Raw genomic sequence first — 14,248 nt, 5'->3', positions numbered from 1 at the left:
TTGGACGCGGTGGGACGCTACCTCGGTAAGCCCTTAGAAGCAAGGCATGCCTAACCTACAAAACGTTACGATTGGCTAGCCTAATTTCTGCGTTATCGTGCAGAGCCTCCGGCGCGGATTGCAGCCGGATCGGTGTCCCGTCCACAGCGAGGAACGCAGCGTTACCGCAGGTCCTCAGCCATGACACCTTGGCTGCGGCAACACCGGGCCCGCTCGGCGGACATCAACGTGAACCCACCAACTCCGGGTATTTGTCGGGGCGGCCTAATGCGAGTCGGGCATTGCTTGCATTAGCTGTGCATTTGCGCACAGTCTGCTTGAAATTCGCTTTATTTTCGGAACGGCACCGTCGACCACTTCCCATTATGGATAGCCGCCTGAATATCCGCCGGAAGTCATTGGCTGAGCGCGTCGGCAACCTGCGCCGCATCGAGCTGCGCCACTTCCAGGTACACCTCCGCGACCGCGTCCAACCGACCGGGATCGGCCTCAGCGGCAGCCAGCCGCGATGCCAGCCCTGCGACGGTTCGGGTGGCGAAGATGTCGGCGACTACCGCGCCGGGGGCGTCCAGCCAGGTGCGGATGCGTGACACGGCGGCGGTGGCCAGCACCGAATCGCCGCCCAGGGCGAAGAAGTCGTCGTCAGCTCCGACCCGGGCGGCACCGAGCACCTCGGCGACGATCGCGGCCAGGGCGCGCTGCAGCGGACCGGCCGGCTCGCGATAGCCGTCGCCTGCCGCCACGGCCGCGGCCAGTTCGGCCGTCACCGCCCGCCGGTCGATCTTGCCGGAGACGGTGTAGGGAATCGACGAAACCACCTGCAGCTGCCGGGGAATCATGTGCTCGGGCAGTGACTCGGCCAGCCCGGCCCGCAGGCCGGCAACGCTTGCCGCGGGATCATCGGTGCGCACCGCGGCAGCCAACATCTCACGCCCGCCGGGCTCGGTCAGCGCCACCACCACCGCCTCGGCGACGCCGGGCAGCCGGCGCAGCGCGGCTTCGACCTCGCCGAGCTCAATCCGGTAGCCGCTGATCTTGACCCGGTGATCGGCGCGACCGACGAATTCCAGGGTGCCGTCGGACTGGTAGCGGGCCAGATCGCCGGTGCGATACCAGGTTCGGCCGTCGTACTCGACGAACTTCTCGGCGGTCAGATCGGGCCGGCCGCGATAACCCGAGGCGATACCGCGCCCGGCAACCCACAGTTCGCCGGCCACCCAGTCCGGACGGTCGGCTCCGTCGGCGCCGACGACCCGGCAGGCGATGTTGGGCAGCGGGATGCCGTAGGGCACCGAGGCCCACTGTGCCGGCGGTTCATCCTCGACCTCGCAGATGGTGGCATGGATGGCGGTTTCGGTGGCCCCGCCCAGCCCGGCGAACCGCACCCCGGGTGCCACCGCGGCAAATCGTCGCGCCAGTTCGGGGCGCACCCAGTCGCCTCCGGTCAGCACCGCCCGCACCGACGACAATTCGCCGCCGGTGGCGGCCAACATCTCCAGCGCCCCCGGCATCAGGTTGAGCACACTGACCCGGTGCCGAGCCACCAGCTGCGCCCACACCTCGGGGCTGCGCCGGTCGACCTCGTCGACCATCACGATCGCCGCACCGGCGCGCAGCATGGCGAAGATGTCGAGCACCGACATGTCGGCGTCCAGGGTCAGCAGCGCCAGACTGCGGTCCTGTGGACCGAATCCAAAACGGGCGCTGAGTGTTTCGACGGTGTTCATGGCGGCGTCGTGGGTGACCTCGACGCCCTTGGGCTCGCCGGTGGAGCCGGAGGTGAACACCACATAGGCCAGCTCGGACGGATCGGTGCGCACCGGTTCCATAACACCGGGTCGCTGCACGGCATCGGACACAGCCACCACCGGAATATCCAACTCCGGCACCGCTTCGCCGGTCACCAAGGCCAGCACGGCACCGCCCAGCGCCAGGATGCGTTCTCTGCGCTCGGGCGGCTGATCGGCCGCGATCGGCAGATACACCGCACCGGCGGCCAGGGTGCCTAGCAGCGCCGGGATCTGCTCTGCCCCTTTGGGCCCCAGCAGCGCCACGGTGTCACCGGGCCGCACGCCGCGCTCCCGCAAGGCGGCGGACACCGCCAACGCCTGATCGCGCAGCTGGCCGTAGCTCAACTCCCCCGACTCGTGCAGTAGCGCGACCGCCTCGGGATCGCGGTCGGCCTGGCGAAAGAAGCCGTCCTGCAAAGCTTCCCCGCTGGGGTCGGCGGTGCCCGCGTTCACCGACTCCCGCACCTGGGCCTGATCGGCGGGCAACGCGGCCGGCGCCGGCTCCGCCCAGCCGTCGCCGCCGGCCAGCCGGGTCAGGTCGGCGATGTGGTGGGCGAACATGGCGTCGATGACGCCCGGCGCGAACATCTCCTCGCGCACGTCCCAGTTCACCAGGATGCCGCCGTCGAACTCGGTGACCTGAGCGTCCAACAGCACTTGCGGGCCCTGGGAGATGATCCAGACCGGGGAGCCGAACGCACCGGTGACCTCGTCGGCGAACAGCTCCCCGAGTCCCAGCGCACTGGTGAACACCACCGGCGCCAGCACCTGCGTGCCGCGATGCCGGCTCAGGTCACGCAGCACCGCCAGGCCGGGATAGTCGGCGTGCGCGGCGGCGGTCCGCATGGCGTCCTGTAGCGCGTGCGCGCGCTGCGCACCGGTGCTGGCCTGGCTCAGATCCACATCCAGTAGCAGTGACGAGGTGAAATCACCGACCAGCCGATCCACGTCGTCGTGCAACGGTTCCCGGCCGAACAGCGGCACGTTGAGCAGGAAACGCGGTGCGTCCGACCAGCTGGCCAGGGTGTGGGAGAACGAGGCGGCCAGGGTCATGGCCGGGGTGACGCCGTGGGCGCGCGCCTGGCCGAACAGCGCGTCGCGGGTGTCGGGGTCCAGCCAGTGCCACCGCCGGGTGCTGCGCCGCGGGTCGTCGGGGGCGCCTATGGGCGGCGGCAGCTTGGGCGGGTCGGGCAGGTCGGGGATGCGCTGCGCCCACCACTGGCGGTGGCTCTCGTCGGGCTCGCGGTCGGCGGTGGCGTGGCGGTACTGCCGGTAGGTGTAGCCCAGCTTCGGCAACGTCTCCCCCCGGTAGGCGGCGGCCAGATCCGCCATCAGGGTGCGGTAACTCATCGCGTCGGCGGCCTGCATGTCCAGGTCGACGTGCAGGCGCGCGGTCCCGTCCGGCAGCAACGACACCGTGAGCTCGAAGACCGCGTTGTCGAGTTGCTGATGCGATTTCGCCACCCTGGTGGCGTCCAGCCGTTGGGCCACCTCGGCGACGTCCAGTCCGCGCAGATCCTGCACCACGACGGGCAGTTCGGCGTCAGCCCGGATGCGCTGGGTGCCGTCGGGCGAGAATTCCACCCGCAGCATCGGGTGGCGGGCGGCCAGCGCGGTTGCGGCGGCGGCCAGCCGGTCCGTATCAATGCCGGGCCCGTCAAACTCGACGTAAAGGTGTCCCGCCACCCCGCCGAGCGCCACGTCGTCGTCGCGTCCCACCCACATGGCGTGCTGCATGGGAGCCAGCGGAAACGGTGCGCAGGCGTCCGTCGGGTCGTCCGTCGGGGCGGTGACCGGCGCGGGTTCGCCCCGCTCGCCCAACAGGTCCTGCCAGGCGGCGATGCGGGGGTCGGCGGCCAGCGCAGCGAAGTCGACGTCAAGACCCTGTTTGCGCCAGCGGCCGGCGAGGCTCATCATCCGGATCGAGTCCAGACCCTGTCCGACCAGGTCGGCGTCGGGGTCGACGGCGCTGACGTCGGCGCCGAGCAGCTCAGCGACCTGCGCGCGAATCTCCTCCGGCCCCACCGCGCCACCCCACCCTTCGTTAGGCTGCCCTAATTTCGTTGAAGCTACTCTAGCTACGTTCGGTCGTCGGAAAGCCAGGGAGTACAGATGCACGGGTTCGTACCGTTTCCCGACGAGCGGGCCGCCGCCTACCGGGCCGCCGGGTACTGGAGCGGACGACCGTTGGCATCGCTGCTCGACGACGCCGCCGCGCGCTGGCCCGAGCGTCCCGCGGTGATCGATGGAGGCGCGACGTTGTCGTATACGCAGCTGGACGCGGCCGCCGATCACGCCGCGGCGGGCTTGCACCGGCTGGGGGTCGGCGCCGGCGACCGGGTGCTGCTGCAGTTGCCCAACAGTTGCACCTTCGCGGTCACGTTGTTCGGGCTGCTGCGGGTGGGCGCTATCCCGGTGCTGTGCCTACCGGGCCATCGCGCTGTCGAGATCGGGCATCTGGCTGCGGTCAGCGATGCGGTCGGGATCGTAATCCCTGACGCCGCTGCGGGATTCGACTACCCGGCGATGGCTGCCGAACTGGGCCTGCGGCGGATCGTCATCGACGAAACGTCCGACAGCTCTCCCCCGCCTCGATTCACCCCCGACCCGGCCACACCGGCACTGCTGCTGGTCTCCGGCGGAACCACCGGGCTGCCCAAGCTGATCCCCCGCACCCACGACGACTACGTCTACAACGCCACCGCCAGCGCGCAGGTATGCGAGCTGACCACCGACGACGTCTACCTGGTGGCGTTGCCGGCCGCGCACAATTTCCCGCTGGCCTGCCCGGGGTTACTGGGCGCCATGTCGGTGGGAGCGACCACCGTCTTCGGCGCCGACCCCAGCCCGGAGGCGGCGTTCGCCACCATCGCCCGCCACCGGGTGACGGTCACCGCGCTGGTGCCGGCGTTGGCCACGCTGTGGGCGCAGGCCTGCGACTGGGAGCCGCAGAAGCCGACGACGCTGCGGTTGCTGCAGGTCGGCGGCGCCAAACTGGCGCCGGGCGACGCCCGCCGGATTCGCGAGGTACTGACGCCGGGCCTGCAGCAGGTGTTCGGCATGGCCGAGGGGCTGCTCTGCTACACCCGGCCCGGCGACGCAGCGGAGTTGCTCGACACCACGCAGGGCCGGCCATTGTGTGCCGACGACGAGCTGCGGGTGGTCGACGAGGACGGCGCCGAGGCACCCGAGGGTGAGCTGCTGGTGCGCGGGCCCTACACGATCAACGGCTACTACAACGCGGCCGAGGCCAACGCGCGATCCTTCAGCCCGGACGGTTTCTACCGCAGCGGGGACCGGGTCCGCCGCCTGCCGGGCGGTTATCTGGAGGTGACCGGGCGGATCAAGGACGTGATCGTTCGCGGCGGCGAGAACATCGCTGCCGACGAACTGGAGACGCACCTGCTGACGCATCCGGCGGTTCGGTCGGCTGCCGCGGTCGGCCTGTCGGATCAGTACCTGGGCGAAAAAGTGTGCGCTGCAGTTGTTTTCAAGGGGTCACCCCTGACGCTGACAGAGCTGAACCGCCATCTCGATGAGTGCGGGGTCGCCACCCACGTCCGGGTCGATCAGCTGGCGGCGCTACCGGCGCTGCCTACCACGGCGGTTGGCAAGATCGACAAAAAAGCGTTGGTCCGCCAGCTCGGCTGAACCGGATTCGCCGACTTAACCCCGTTCGACGACGTTGTCGAACCCCGAGGTGCTTATCACCGGGTTACCGGAGCGGTAGGTGACCCGGTTGTTGAGACCCGATGCCGTGACCTTGGGCGTTGCGTCCACGGTGATGACGTTGCCGATACCGGACACTGTCAGACCGGCGCACTGGCCGGTGAGTTCCACCGTGTTTCTGACCCCACTCACGGAGACGTAGCGCCCGGCGCAGGCCAGGGTCTTGTTCTCCCCGGCCCCGGCGATGGTGATGGTGACGCCGCCGTCTGGCACCGGGGCGGCCGACGGTGCCGCGATCGGCGGCTCCGGAACCATGGGCGGCTCCGGAACGGGGGCCGGAGCCGACTCGGACGGCAAAGGTATGGGGGTGAAACCGCTGGGCGTGGTGGGCCGCCCAGGCTCGGAGCGGGTCGAGTCCTGGGAGAACAGGAACACCGCGAATGCGCCAGCTATCACCACTGCTGCCGACATCGCACCGACGACGATGGTCAGACCCCGGCCGTGGCCTGACCGCGGCGGTGCCTGTCCGTCGACGGCTCCCGACGAGACGGTGAGTTCCACGGGCCCGGTGAAGTCCGACAGCGGGCGCTCCAATTCCCGTATCCGGGCCTCGGGGTCATCGTCGGAGTTCACGCTGGAATGATCGCACAGCTGGGCGCTAGCCGGCGTGGATCTGCCACCCGGCGGCATCGTTTTGCTGTCGCCAGAACTCATCGAAACGTCCACCGGCCGCTCGCAATTCATCGATCGTGCCGTCTTCGACCACTCGGCCGTCGTCGATGAACAGCACGCGGTCGGCCTGGGAGATGCTGGCCAGCCGGTGCGCGACGATCACCCGGGTGCGCGGGCGCAGTTCGGAGCTCAGGGCGGCGACGATCGCCGCCTCGTTCTCGGTGTCCAGAGCGCTGGTCGCCTCGTCGACCAACAGCACCGGTGCGGGTTTGAGCAGGGCACGGGCGATGCTGACCCGTTGACGCTCACCGCCGGACAACGCCGCGCCGGCTTCGCCCACCCTAGTGCCGGCGCCGTCGGGTAACCGGGCGACCAGCTCGTCGACGCGAGCCAATTCGGTGGCCCGCCCAAAGGTCTCTTGATCGGCCTCGGGGTCTCCGACCAGCACGTTGTCGCGGATCGTGCCGTCGAGCAGGTAGGGATGCTGGAACACCACGCTGCTGGCGGCCCGCCGCGACGGGGCATCCAGCCCGGCGGCATCCACCCCGTCCAGCAGCACCCGGCCGCCGGTCGGCTCATACAGTCCGGCGATCAGGGACAGAATGGTGCTCTTGCCCGACCCGGAGGGCCCGACGATAGCCGTCGTGGTGCCGGGCTCCAGCGTGAAGCTCACCCGGTCGAGCACCGGTGGGCCCGCTGGGTCGTAGCCGAACGTGACGTCGTCGAACTCGATGCGCGGCGCAGCGCCACCGTCGGGTAGCCGGCTGGTTCCGACCGTCACCTCCGGCGCGGTGAGCACGGCACGGATCCGCTCGAGGGAGGCCCGCGTCGACTCCAGGGCAGGCGCCAGCTCGCTGATAACGGTGAAGGGTTCCAGGTAGCGAGCCGCCACGACGATCAACGCGATGGCCTCGGGAACGCTCAGCGTGCCGGTCACGGTCAGCGCGGTGGTGGTTCCGGCAAGCAGGATCAACGCGCCCTGGCTGGCCAGGCTGAACAGCAGCTGCCCCGGAATCTGCATGAGCAGCAGCCGCATCGCCGCGCCATGCTGGGCGCTCAGCGCCTGCCCGACGGTGCTGCGCTCGGGTTCGACGCGCCGCGCCGCGCGCAGCGCCTGCTGGGTGCGGGCGAACTCGATGATCCGCTCGGTCAGCGCGGTGTTGGCGTCCCCGGCCGCGGCGTCCGCGCGGGCGCTGAGCCGATTGGACGCCCACAGCGCCCCCAGCAGCAGCGGTACCCCACCCAGCGCGGCCAGCCCCAGCTGCCACGACACCCCGAGCAACGCCAGTGCGATCGCCGGCGGCAGCAGGATCGCGCTGATCAGCGGGGTCAGCAGATTGACCACCAGGCTCACCAGTTCCGGGCCGGTGGCAGCGATCGCCTGTCGGGCGGCCGCCGTGTTCTCCGCGGTGAACCAGCCCAATCGGACGCCGGGCAGCCGGTCGGCCACGTCATGTTGGGTGTGATCGAGGACGGCGAATCCCAGGTCGAATCCGATTCGGGCGCAGACGAAGTCGATCAGCCAGCCCGCGACAGTCGCCACGGTCAGCCAACCCAACCAGGCCACCGCCCGGCTCGGGGTGTCGGAGAACAGCGCGCTCACCAGCGGGACCAGCAGCACGGTTCCCGCCGCCCGTACCGCTACCGACACCAGCGTTAGCGCGGCGTAAGCGAACATCCGACCGCGACGGTCCTGCGGAATCAGCCGGATCAGGGTGCGGATCATCGGCTCGCCTCCGCGCCCGCGGTGACCGCGACGCGGCCGGTCTCCCACAGCTGTAGGTAGCGTCCTCCCGCAGCCAGCAGCTCGTCGTGACTGCCCTGTTCGACGATGCCGCCGTGGTCGAGCACCACGATCTGGTCGGCGCCGGTGATCGTGTGCAGCCGGTGTGCGATGACGAGCACGGTCCGGTCCTTGGTCAGCCTGTTCAGTGCCTGCTGCACCAGGTATTCCGACTCGGGATCGGCGAACGCGGTGGCCTCGTCCAGGATGAGCACAGGGGTGTCGGCCAGGATGGCGCGAGCGATGGTGAGCCGCTGCCGCTCCCCGCCGGAGAGCGCCGCGGCGGCCCCGAGCACGGTGTCGTAGCCGTGCGGCAGCCGCAGTATCCGGTCATGGATTTGGGCCTGACGGGCGGCGGCCTGCACCTGCTCGTCAGTGGCATCCGGGACGGCCAACGCGATGTTGTCGCGCACGCTGCCGTGCACCAGTTGGGTTTCCTGCAGGACGAATCCCACTCGGCGGTAGAGCTGGTCGGCGGTCAACGACCGGATGTCTTGTCCGTCAACCGATATCGATCCGGACTCGATATCGTGGAACCGGGCCAGCAGTGCGGCCAGCGTCGACTTGCCCGACCCCGACGGGCCGACCAGTGCGGTCACCGTGCCCGGCCGCAGCGTCAACGACACGTCGCGGATCACCGGGACACCGGGGCGGTAGCCGAAGGTGACCGCGTCGAAGCGCACCGTCCCGGCCGCGGCCGCCGGCTCCACTGAGGCGGCGTCATGCTGCTCGACCGCGAGTTCGGGTTCGTCCAGGGCGATCTGCAGCCGCCGGGCCGCCAGCATGCCGCCGCGAATACCACCGACCCCCAGGCCGATGCCCAGCAGGCGGGCGCCGAAGGTGGTGCCCAGCAATAGGAACGGCAGTAGGTTCACCGGGACCATTCGGCCGGTGACGATCAGCGGGGTACCGGTCAGCATGATCAGCCACAGGAAGGTCGACGGGCGGGTGACCAGGTCCATCAGCGTCTTCTTGCCGATGAAGGGCCGCTGCCAGTCCACCAGAAAATTGATGTATTCGTCGAGGCGGCGGCGGAAAGTCGAGGCCGCGGCCCCACCGAACACCCGGATCACCGGCTGGCCCTCCAGATAGGTGCCGGCTTCGCCGTTCATGCGCTCGGCCCAGCGTTGCGCCTGGCTGATCTTGGGACCCGACTGGGTCAGCATCACCGACATCAGCACCATGTAGACCAGCACGGGCGCGAACAGCACCAGAGCCACCCGCCAGTCCACCACGAACAGGTAGACCAGCACCGCCACCGGCGCCACGACGGCGGCGACGGCGTCGGGAATGGCGTGCGTCACCAGATAGTGCAGAGATAGGGTGTCGTCGGCGACCAGTTGCTTGATCGAGCCGGATCCGCGGGCGGTGAACCAGCCCAGCGGCAGCCGCGACAGCTTGCTCAGCAATCGAGTTCGCAGCGCGCTGGCAAAGCGGGCGTCGACGACATGCAGCCACAGCGTCAGTCCCGCCCCCAGCAATGTGCCCAAGCCCAGCAACGACAGCGCGGCGATCCCGACCGTCCACAGCCGTGACTCGTCGGCACCGGCGACCAACAGCCGGGCCAGCTCCACCAGCAGCACGAACGGCGCCAACTGCAGCAGCGTGATCAGGGCCTGCAGCACACCGGAGATGATCAGCGGCACCTTCAACGGGGCGAGCAGCCGTCCCGCGGCCTGGGCGCGCCATGCCCCCTTTGCGTTGACTCTGCGCTCACCCGGCGGTTCACTCGCACTCTTGTCTGGTGGCGGCAGAGTCAACGAGGTGGGCTCGGCGACTTCGGGTGCGCGCTGGGTGCCCATGGCACGTCCGGCGGTCCAGTAGGCCTGCGCGTGGATCTCGGATTTGGGGAAGCCGAACTCGTCGCGCAGCCGGGTCCGCAGCGCCTTGAGCGTCGCGGCTTCCGGGGTGGCCCAGGCATACCAGTCCGACCAGTCCCGGGCCTCGATCGCCGCGGCCAGCGAGCTCGCGTCGCGCCGGGGCACCCAGTGCACCCGCAGCCGGGGATGTTCACGCAGTGGGATCAGCAGGTCGTCGTCCTCGTGCTGTTCGAGGTACAGCTCGATCGGTACGTCGGGCGCGACGGTGCCGATAATCCCGTTGATCCCCGGGATCGACGCCGAGTCCCCCATCAGCAGGTAGCCGGCGGGCTGCGCGTCGGCGTCGGGCACCTCGAAGCGCGAGGAGCCCATCAGTGACATCGCCGCGATGGAGGCTCCGGGTTCGACGGTGCGGGCCCAGCGGGTGGCCGGACCGGCCGGTTCGTGCAGCACCATGTCGACCGCGAAGCGCCCGGTCTCGGCGTCGCCCTCGGCGATGGTGTAGGCGCGCTGGAACTCGGTGTCCGAACCGTCCGGGTCCGGGAACCAGAACCTCAGCCAGGCACTGGGTTCCACGGCCGCGTCGGTGAACAGGGTGGGCGAGTGCATCCAGACCCGGATGCAATGTGGGGCGATCCAGCTGGTTTCGAGCACCGTTACGGTGTGGTCGCGAGCACCGAAGCCCCGCAGAATCGCACCCTGCAAGCCGCGCGCCATCACGGTCCTTTCGCCAACGGTGGCCCCCGCGGAGTCGGGCTCCGCCCCCCGCCGCCAAGTCGAACCTAGGTTACCCTACCCTCACTTACTCGAATAGGCGCTCGGGTAGGCTCACTGCTCGTTATGACTGACGCCGCAACCATCCTGCACCGCGAGCTGACGGATATATCCGACGAGGTGCGCCGCGTCCCGGCACCCCCGATCCCGGTGCTGGCCGAGCCCTATGCGATCCGGGTTGCCGACCCGGACGCCGACGCGGAGATGATCTCGGAGTGGATGAACCGGCCCCACCTCGCGCAGACGTGGGAGTCCGCCTGGCCGCCGGAGCGCTGGCGCGCTTACCTCACCGCCCAGGTCACCGGCAGGTATTCGCGGCCGTTGATCGTCAGCCGGCAGGGGCAAGACGGCGGTTATATCGAGATCTACCGGGCGGCAAAGGATTCCATCGCGAAGTACTATGCGGCCGACCCCTATGATCTGGGCATTCACGCTGCCGTCGCCGACACCACGGTGGTCAATCGCGGGTTCGCGGCGATCCTGTTGCCGCGCATCATGCGCTACGTCTTCGACCTCGAGCCGCAGTGCCGGCGGATGATGTTCGAACCCGAGTACCGCAACACGGCGATGCGCCGGCTGGCCGAATATGTCGGCGGCGTTTTCCTCGGCGAACACGACATGGGTTATCGCAAGATGGCGCTCTACGCGGTACTGCGCTACCCCGACGACGACCCGCTGTCGAACAACTCGGCGTAGCCCTCGTAGTCGGGCCGCATCCCGGCAGCAACCAGTTCCCAGAGCACCTCGTCGGTGCCGCCGCCCACGCGGGCCAGCTTCATGTCCCGCCACCAGCGCCCGAGCGGCGTCTCGTCGACCAGATAGCCGGTCCCGCCGAAGATGTGCATGCATTCGGCGATCACCTCTTCGCCGAGCCGCGCCGCGGTCACCTTCATCGCCGCGGAGGTCCGCAGGTCGAGCTTGCCCCCAGCCGCGAATCCGTTGAGCCCGTGACGAAGCAGGTCGACGCGGGCCTGCATGTCGGCCATTCGCAGCCGCAGCGCCTGATGCTCGAACAAGGTGGCGCCGAACTGGGTGCGGTGCATCATCCGAGCGAGGGTGATCCCAAGAACTTTCTGGGTCGACGAGGCGACCTGCCCGGCGATCGACATGCGCTCGTGCGCCAGTCCCCAGGAAATGGCGGCCAGCCCGGTGCCCGGTCGGGCGACCAGGGCGTCGGCGGGCACCCAGGTGTCGATGTCGACCGGGGCGGTGTCCAGTGGGCCCGCCCCGACTTTGCTGAACGGCTCGTGCACCTGCACCTGGTCGGTCGGCACCGCGATCATCATGACGTTGCCCTGCCGGCTGTTCTCGTCATGGTCCACGCTGCGGGCCAGCACCAGGATGTGGTCGGAGATGGGTGACAGCGACACGAACTTCTTGCGGCCGCGCACCTCGAAACCGTCGCGCACGGAACGGGCTTCGGTCTGCACGCGCTGTAGGTCCGATCCCCCGGACTCCTCCGACGCGCCGATGCACAGCACCGCTTCGCCGCGGATGGCCCGCTGGCAGATGTCCTTCAGATACTCCGAGCGGGCGAAGCGGTGCAGAATCGAGATCGACGAATCCTGCAGGCTCACACCGACTCCGATGCCGGCAGACCCGAGCCGCCCCAGCGCGTAGGCCAACTCCAGAAGTTTGGCCACGTCGGTGGGCTGCGCTCCCGCCCACTTCTGCGTGAAGACGCCGGCCCGGCCGAGGTGCTCGATCAGCTTGCGGGGAAAGCGCCCGCTGTCTTCGGCTTCGGCCGTCCAATCCACGACCTGCTGGTCGAACACCTCGTTGAGCAGAGCGCGGTAGGCATCGATATCCGAGATATCCGACCCCGCAATCACTTCATAACCTCCATGTTGCGTTTGACTTCCAGCCGCCGCAGCTTCCCCGACGACGTCCGGGGCAGCGAGCCCGGCGCCAGGAACACCACATCTGCGGGCACCACCCCGCATTGCGAGGCCACCCGGGAGATCAAGTCGGCACGCGCGCCGGCCTCGTCACGGCCACGGAACTCCGCGGCGATCACCAGACCCGGGCGGATTCCGTCGGTGCCGACCGCCACCACCGCACCGTCGCGGACACCACGCACCTCGGCGGCGACCCGCTCGATCTCGGTGGGAAACACGTTGCGCCCGGCGATCGAGATGATCTCTTTGGCCCGGCCGCAGACCACCAGGCCGGCGTCGGTGAAGTAGCCGAGGTCGCCGGTGGCAAACCAGGCGTCCGGGTCCAGCGCCGGCTGGCCGAGGTAGCCCGACATCATCGAGGTTCCGCGGATCTCGATCTCACCGACCTCGCGCTGCGGCAGCTCCTCGTGGCGTTCGGCCACCGGGCTGATCCGGACCTGCATGCCGGGAATCGGCTCTCCGAGCACCGCATGCCTGCGCCCGGACTCGGCGTCATCGCTTGCCGCGCCGACGATTTCGTCGTACTGCAGACCGGTCCCCGGCCGTGGCGCGGTCACCGCACAGGTGGCCTCCGCCAGGCCGTAGGACGGCATGAGGGCACCCGGATCGAGACCGTATTTGCCGAGTTCGGTGACGAATCGCTCCAGTCCCGCACAGTCGACGGGTTCGCCTCCGTTGATCGCGACCCGCAGCCGGCCCAGGTCCACTTCGGGGACCCGTCGGGCGTACTTGCCGATCACGCCGTAGGCGAAGTTCGGTGCGGCCGTCATGGTGGCCCGGCTGTCGTGCAACCAGCTCAACCACCGAAACGGCGAGGCGGCGAACGCGGCGGTCGGCGCCAACCACTGTTCCGAGCCGGTCAGCGCCGCGCTGAGCAGGAAGGTCAGGCCCATGTCGTGGTACAGCGGCAGCCAGCTGCAGCCGACGTCGTCCGCCGGATCGACACCGACATGCTTGCTCAAGCCGGAGACGTTCGCCAGCACCGCGGCCGGTGACAGCTGGGCGGTACGCGGGGTGCCGGTGGACCCGGCGGTGCCCTGCAATACCGCGGGCACATCGGTGTCCGCGGTGACGGGATCGACCGAGCGACCGGTGCCGGCGACCGCGGCGACGTCAGCCACCGCCAGACTGCGATCGCTCTCCTCGGCGCGCAGCAGGTCCAACACCGGACCGTGGCTCAGCACCGTGCCGACCCCAATGCCGTGGAAACGATCCAGCGTCGCCTGTGCCCATTGCTGGGGATCAGCGCCGCGGACCGGGCCGGGGAGGATCGACACGCTGCGGCCGGCCAACCAGGCGCCCTGGATCGCGGCGACCAGATCCGCGGTCGGCTCACCGACCAGCCCGACGGCACCGGCGTCATCGCCGTCCAGGATCCGGGCGGCCACACTTTCGGCCCGAGCGTGCACCTGCTGCCACGGGTGGCGATTCCATGCTCCGGCGTCGGGGTCGAAGACCACCAGGTCGTGTTCCGACCCGGTCATCGCCCGGGTCAGGGCGCTGGCCAGCACACTCACGCGTCGGCGGGGGCTTTCGCCCGGATGGCGGCTTCGAGGTCCCCGACCGTGTCGCAGTTCAACAGGTCTTCCTCGGACAGTGCTACACCCAGCCGGTCCTCGATGGCCACCATGCCGATCGCGAAGGCCACCGAGTCTAGGCCCACGTCGTCCACCAGCCGCGACTCCGGAGTCACGCGGTTGAGATCGACCTGCAGGTCGTCTCGCAAAATCTCGCGCAGCGCGGCGTTGATGGCATCGGGGGATGAAGCGCTCATGCCCAGCGACGCTACACCAAACGACGAACTAAGGTTAGCTTGCCCTATCTTGTGACTCCCGACACTTG

General features: G+C 69.3%; 9 protein-coding genes. 2 read left to right on the top strand and 7 right to left on the bottom strand.

The window, feature by feature from the left end:
• Positions 1-395: 395 nt before the first annotated feature.
• On the bottom strand, positions 396-3,815 hold the full coding sequence (locus K3U94_RS08420) for a non-ribosomal peptide synthetase (protein WP_220696206.1): 3,420 nt from the start codon (positions 3,813-3,815) through the stop codon (positions 396-398).
• A gap of 87 nt (positions 3,816-3,902) precedes the next feature.
• Here K3U94_RS08420 and K3U94_RS08415 point away from each other — a divergent pair, with 87 nt between their 5' ends.
• Complete coding sequence (locus K3U94_RS08415; RefSeq protein WP_047319993.1) at positions 3,903-5,441, top strand: (2,3-dihydroxybenzoyl)adenylate synthase; 1,539 nt, start codon at positions 3,903-3,905, stop codon at positions 5,439-5,441.
• Between the two features lie 15 nt (positions 5,442-5,456).
• On the opposite strand, the gene K3U94_RS08410 is transcribed toward K3U94_RS08415, so the two are convergent.
• The 3 genes from K3U94_RS08410 to K3U94_RS08400 are packed head-to-tail and all read right to left on the bottom strand — an operon-like array spanning position 5,457 to position 10,451.
• Entirely contained in the window at positions 5,457-6,092 is a 636-nt protein-coding gene (locus tag K3U94_RS08410; RefSeq protein WP_220696205.1) for a DUF3060 domain-containing protein, read from the bottom strand.
• 25 nt (positions 6,093-6,117) lie between these two features.
• Positions 6,118-7,857, bottom strand: a complete 1,740-nt coding sequence (locus K3U94_RS08405; protein WP_220696204.1) for an ABC transporter ATP-binding protein — start codon at positions 7,855-7,857, stop codon at positions 6,118-6,120.
• Positions 7,854-10,451 (bottom strand): ABC transporter ATP-binding protein/permease, encoded by a 2,598-nt coding sequence (locus tag K3U94_RS08400; protein WP_220696203.1) that lies wholly within the window; start codon positions 10,449-10,451, stop codon positions 7,854-7,856. Before K3U94_RS08400 ends, K3U94_RS08405 begins: the two co-directional genes overlap by 4 nt.
• A 123-nt stretch (positions 10,452-10,574) precedes the next feature.
• Here K3U94_RS08400 and K3U94_RS08395 point away from each other — a divergent pair, with 123 nt between their 5' ends.
• Positions 10,575-11,204: a GNAT family N-acetyltransferase gene (locus K3U94_RS08395; RefSeq protein WP_047319990.1), complete on the top strand. Its 630-nt coding sequence runs from the start codon at positions 10,575-10,577 to the stop codon at positions 11,202-11,204.
• Here K3U94_RS08395 and mbtN read toward each other — a convergent pair.
• Genes mbtN through mbtL form a run of 3 tightly spaced genes read right to left on the bottom strand, consistent with a single transcriptional unit; the run spans position 11,165 to position 14,228 of the window.
• Complete coding sequence (gene mbtN, locus K3U94_RS08390; RefSeq protein ID WP_047319989.1) at positions 11,165-12,340, bottom strand: mycobactin biosynthesis acyl-ACP dehydrogenase MbtN; 1,176 nt, start codon at positions 12,338-12,340, stop codon at positions 11,165-11,167. The two genes, K3U94_RS08395 and mbtN, sit on opposite strands and share 40 nt — an antisense overlap.
• Positions 12,337-13,923, bottom strand: a complete 1,587-nt coding sequence (mbtM, locus tag K3U94_RS08385) for a long-chain-fatty acid--ACP ligase MbtM (protein WP_047319988.1) — start codon at positions 13,921-13,923, stop codon at positions 12,337-12,339. The genes mbtN and mbtM overlap by 4 nt, the downstream gene beginning before the upstream one ends.
• On the bottom strand, positions 13,920-14,228 hold the full coding sequence (gene mbtL / locus K3U94_RS08380; RefSeq protein ID WP_267878360.1) for a mycobactin biosynthesis acyl carrier protein MbtL: 309 nt from the start codon (positions 14,226-14,228) through the stop codon (positions 13,920-13,922). Before mbtL ends, mbtM begins: the two co-directional genes overlap by 4 nt.
• Positions 14,229-14,248 lie beyond the last annotated feature (20 nt).

It is taken from the genome of Mycolicibacter heraklionensis, assembly GCF_019645815.1.
GTDB lineage: Bacteria > Actinomycetota > Actinomycetes > Mycobacteriales > Mycobacteriaceae > Mycobacterium > Mycobacterium heraklionense.
This window is presented reverse-complemented; position numbering and strand designations above follow the sequence as displayed.

Bases quoted from the DNA above. Each gene is read 5' to 3' on its own strand.
- K3U94_RS08415 (WP_047319993.1), top strand. From the start codon at position 3,903: ATGCACGGGTTCGTACCGTTTCCCGACGAGCGGGCCGCCGCCTACCGG.
- K3U94_RS08405 (WP_220696204.1), bottom strand. From the start codon at position 7,857: ATGATCCGCACCCTGATCCGGCTGATTCCGCAGGACCGTCGCGGTCGG.
- K3U94_RS08400 (WP_220696203.1), bottom strand. From the start codon at position 10,451: ATGGCGCGCGGCTTGCAGGGTGCGATTCTGCGGGGCTTCGGTGCTCGC.
- K3U94_RS08395 (WP_047319990.1), top strand. From the start codon at position 10,575: ATGACTGACGCCGCAACCATCCTGCACCGCGAGCTGACGGATATATCC.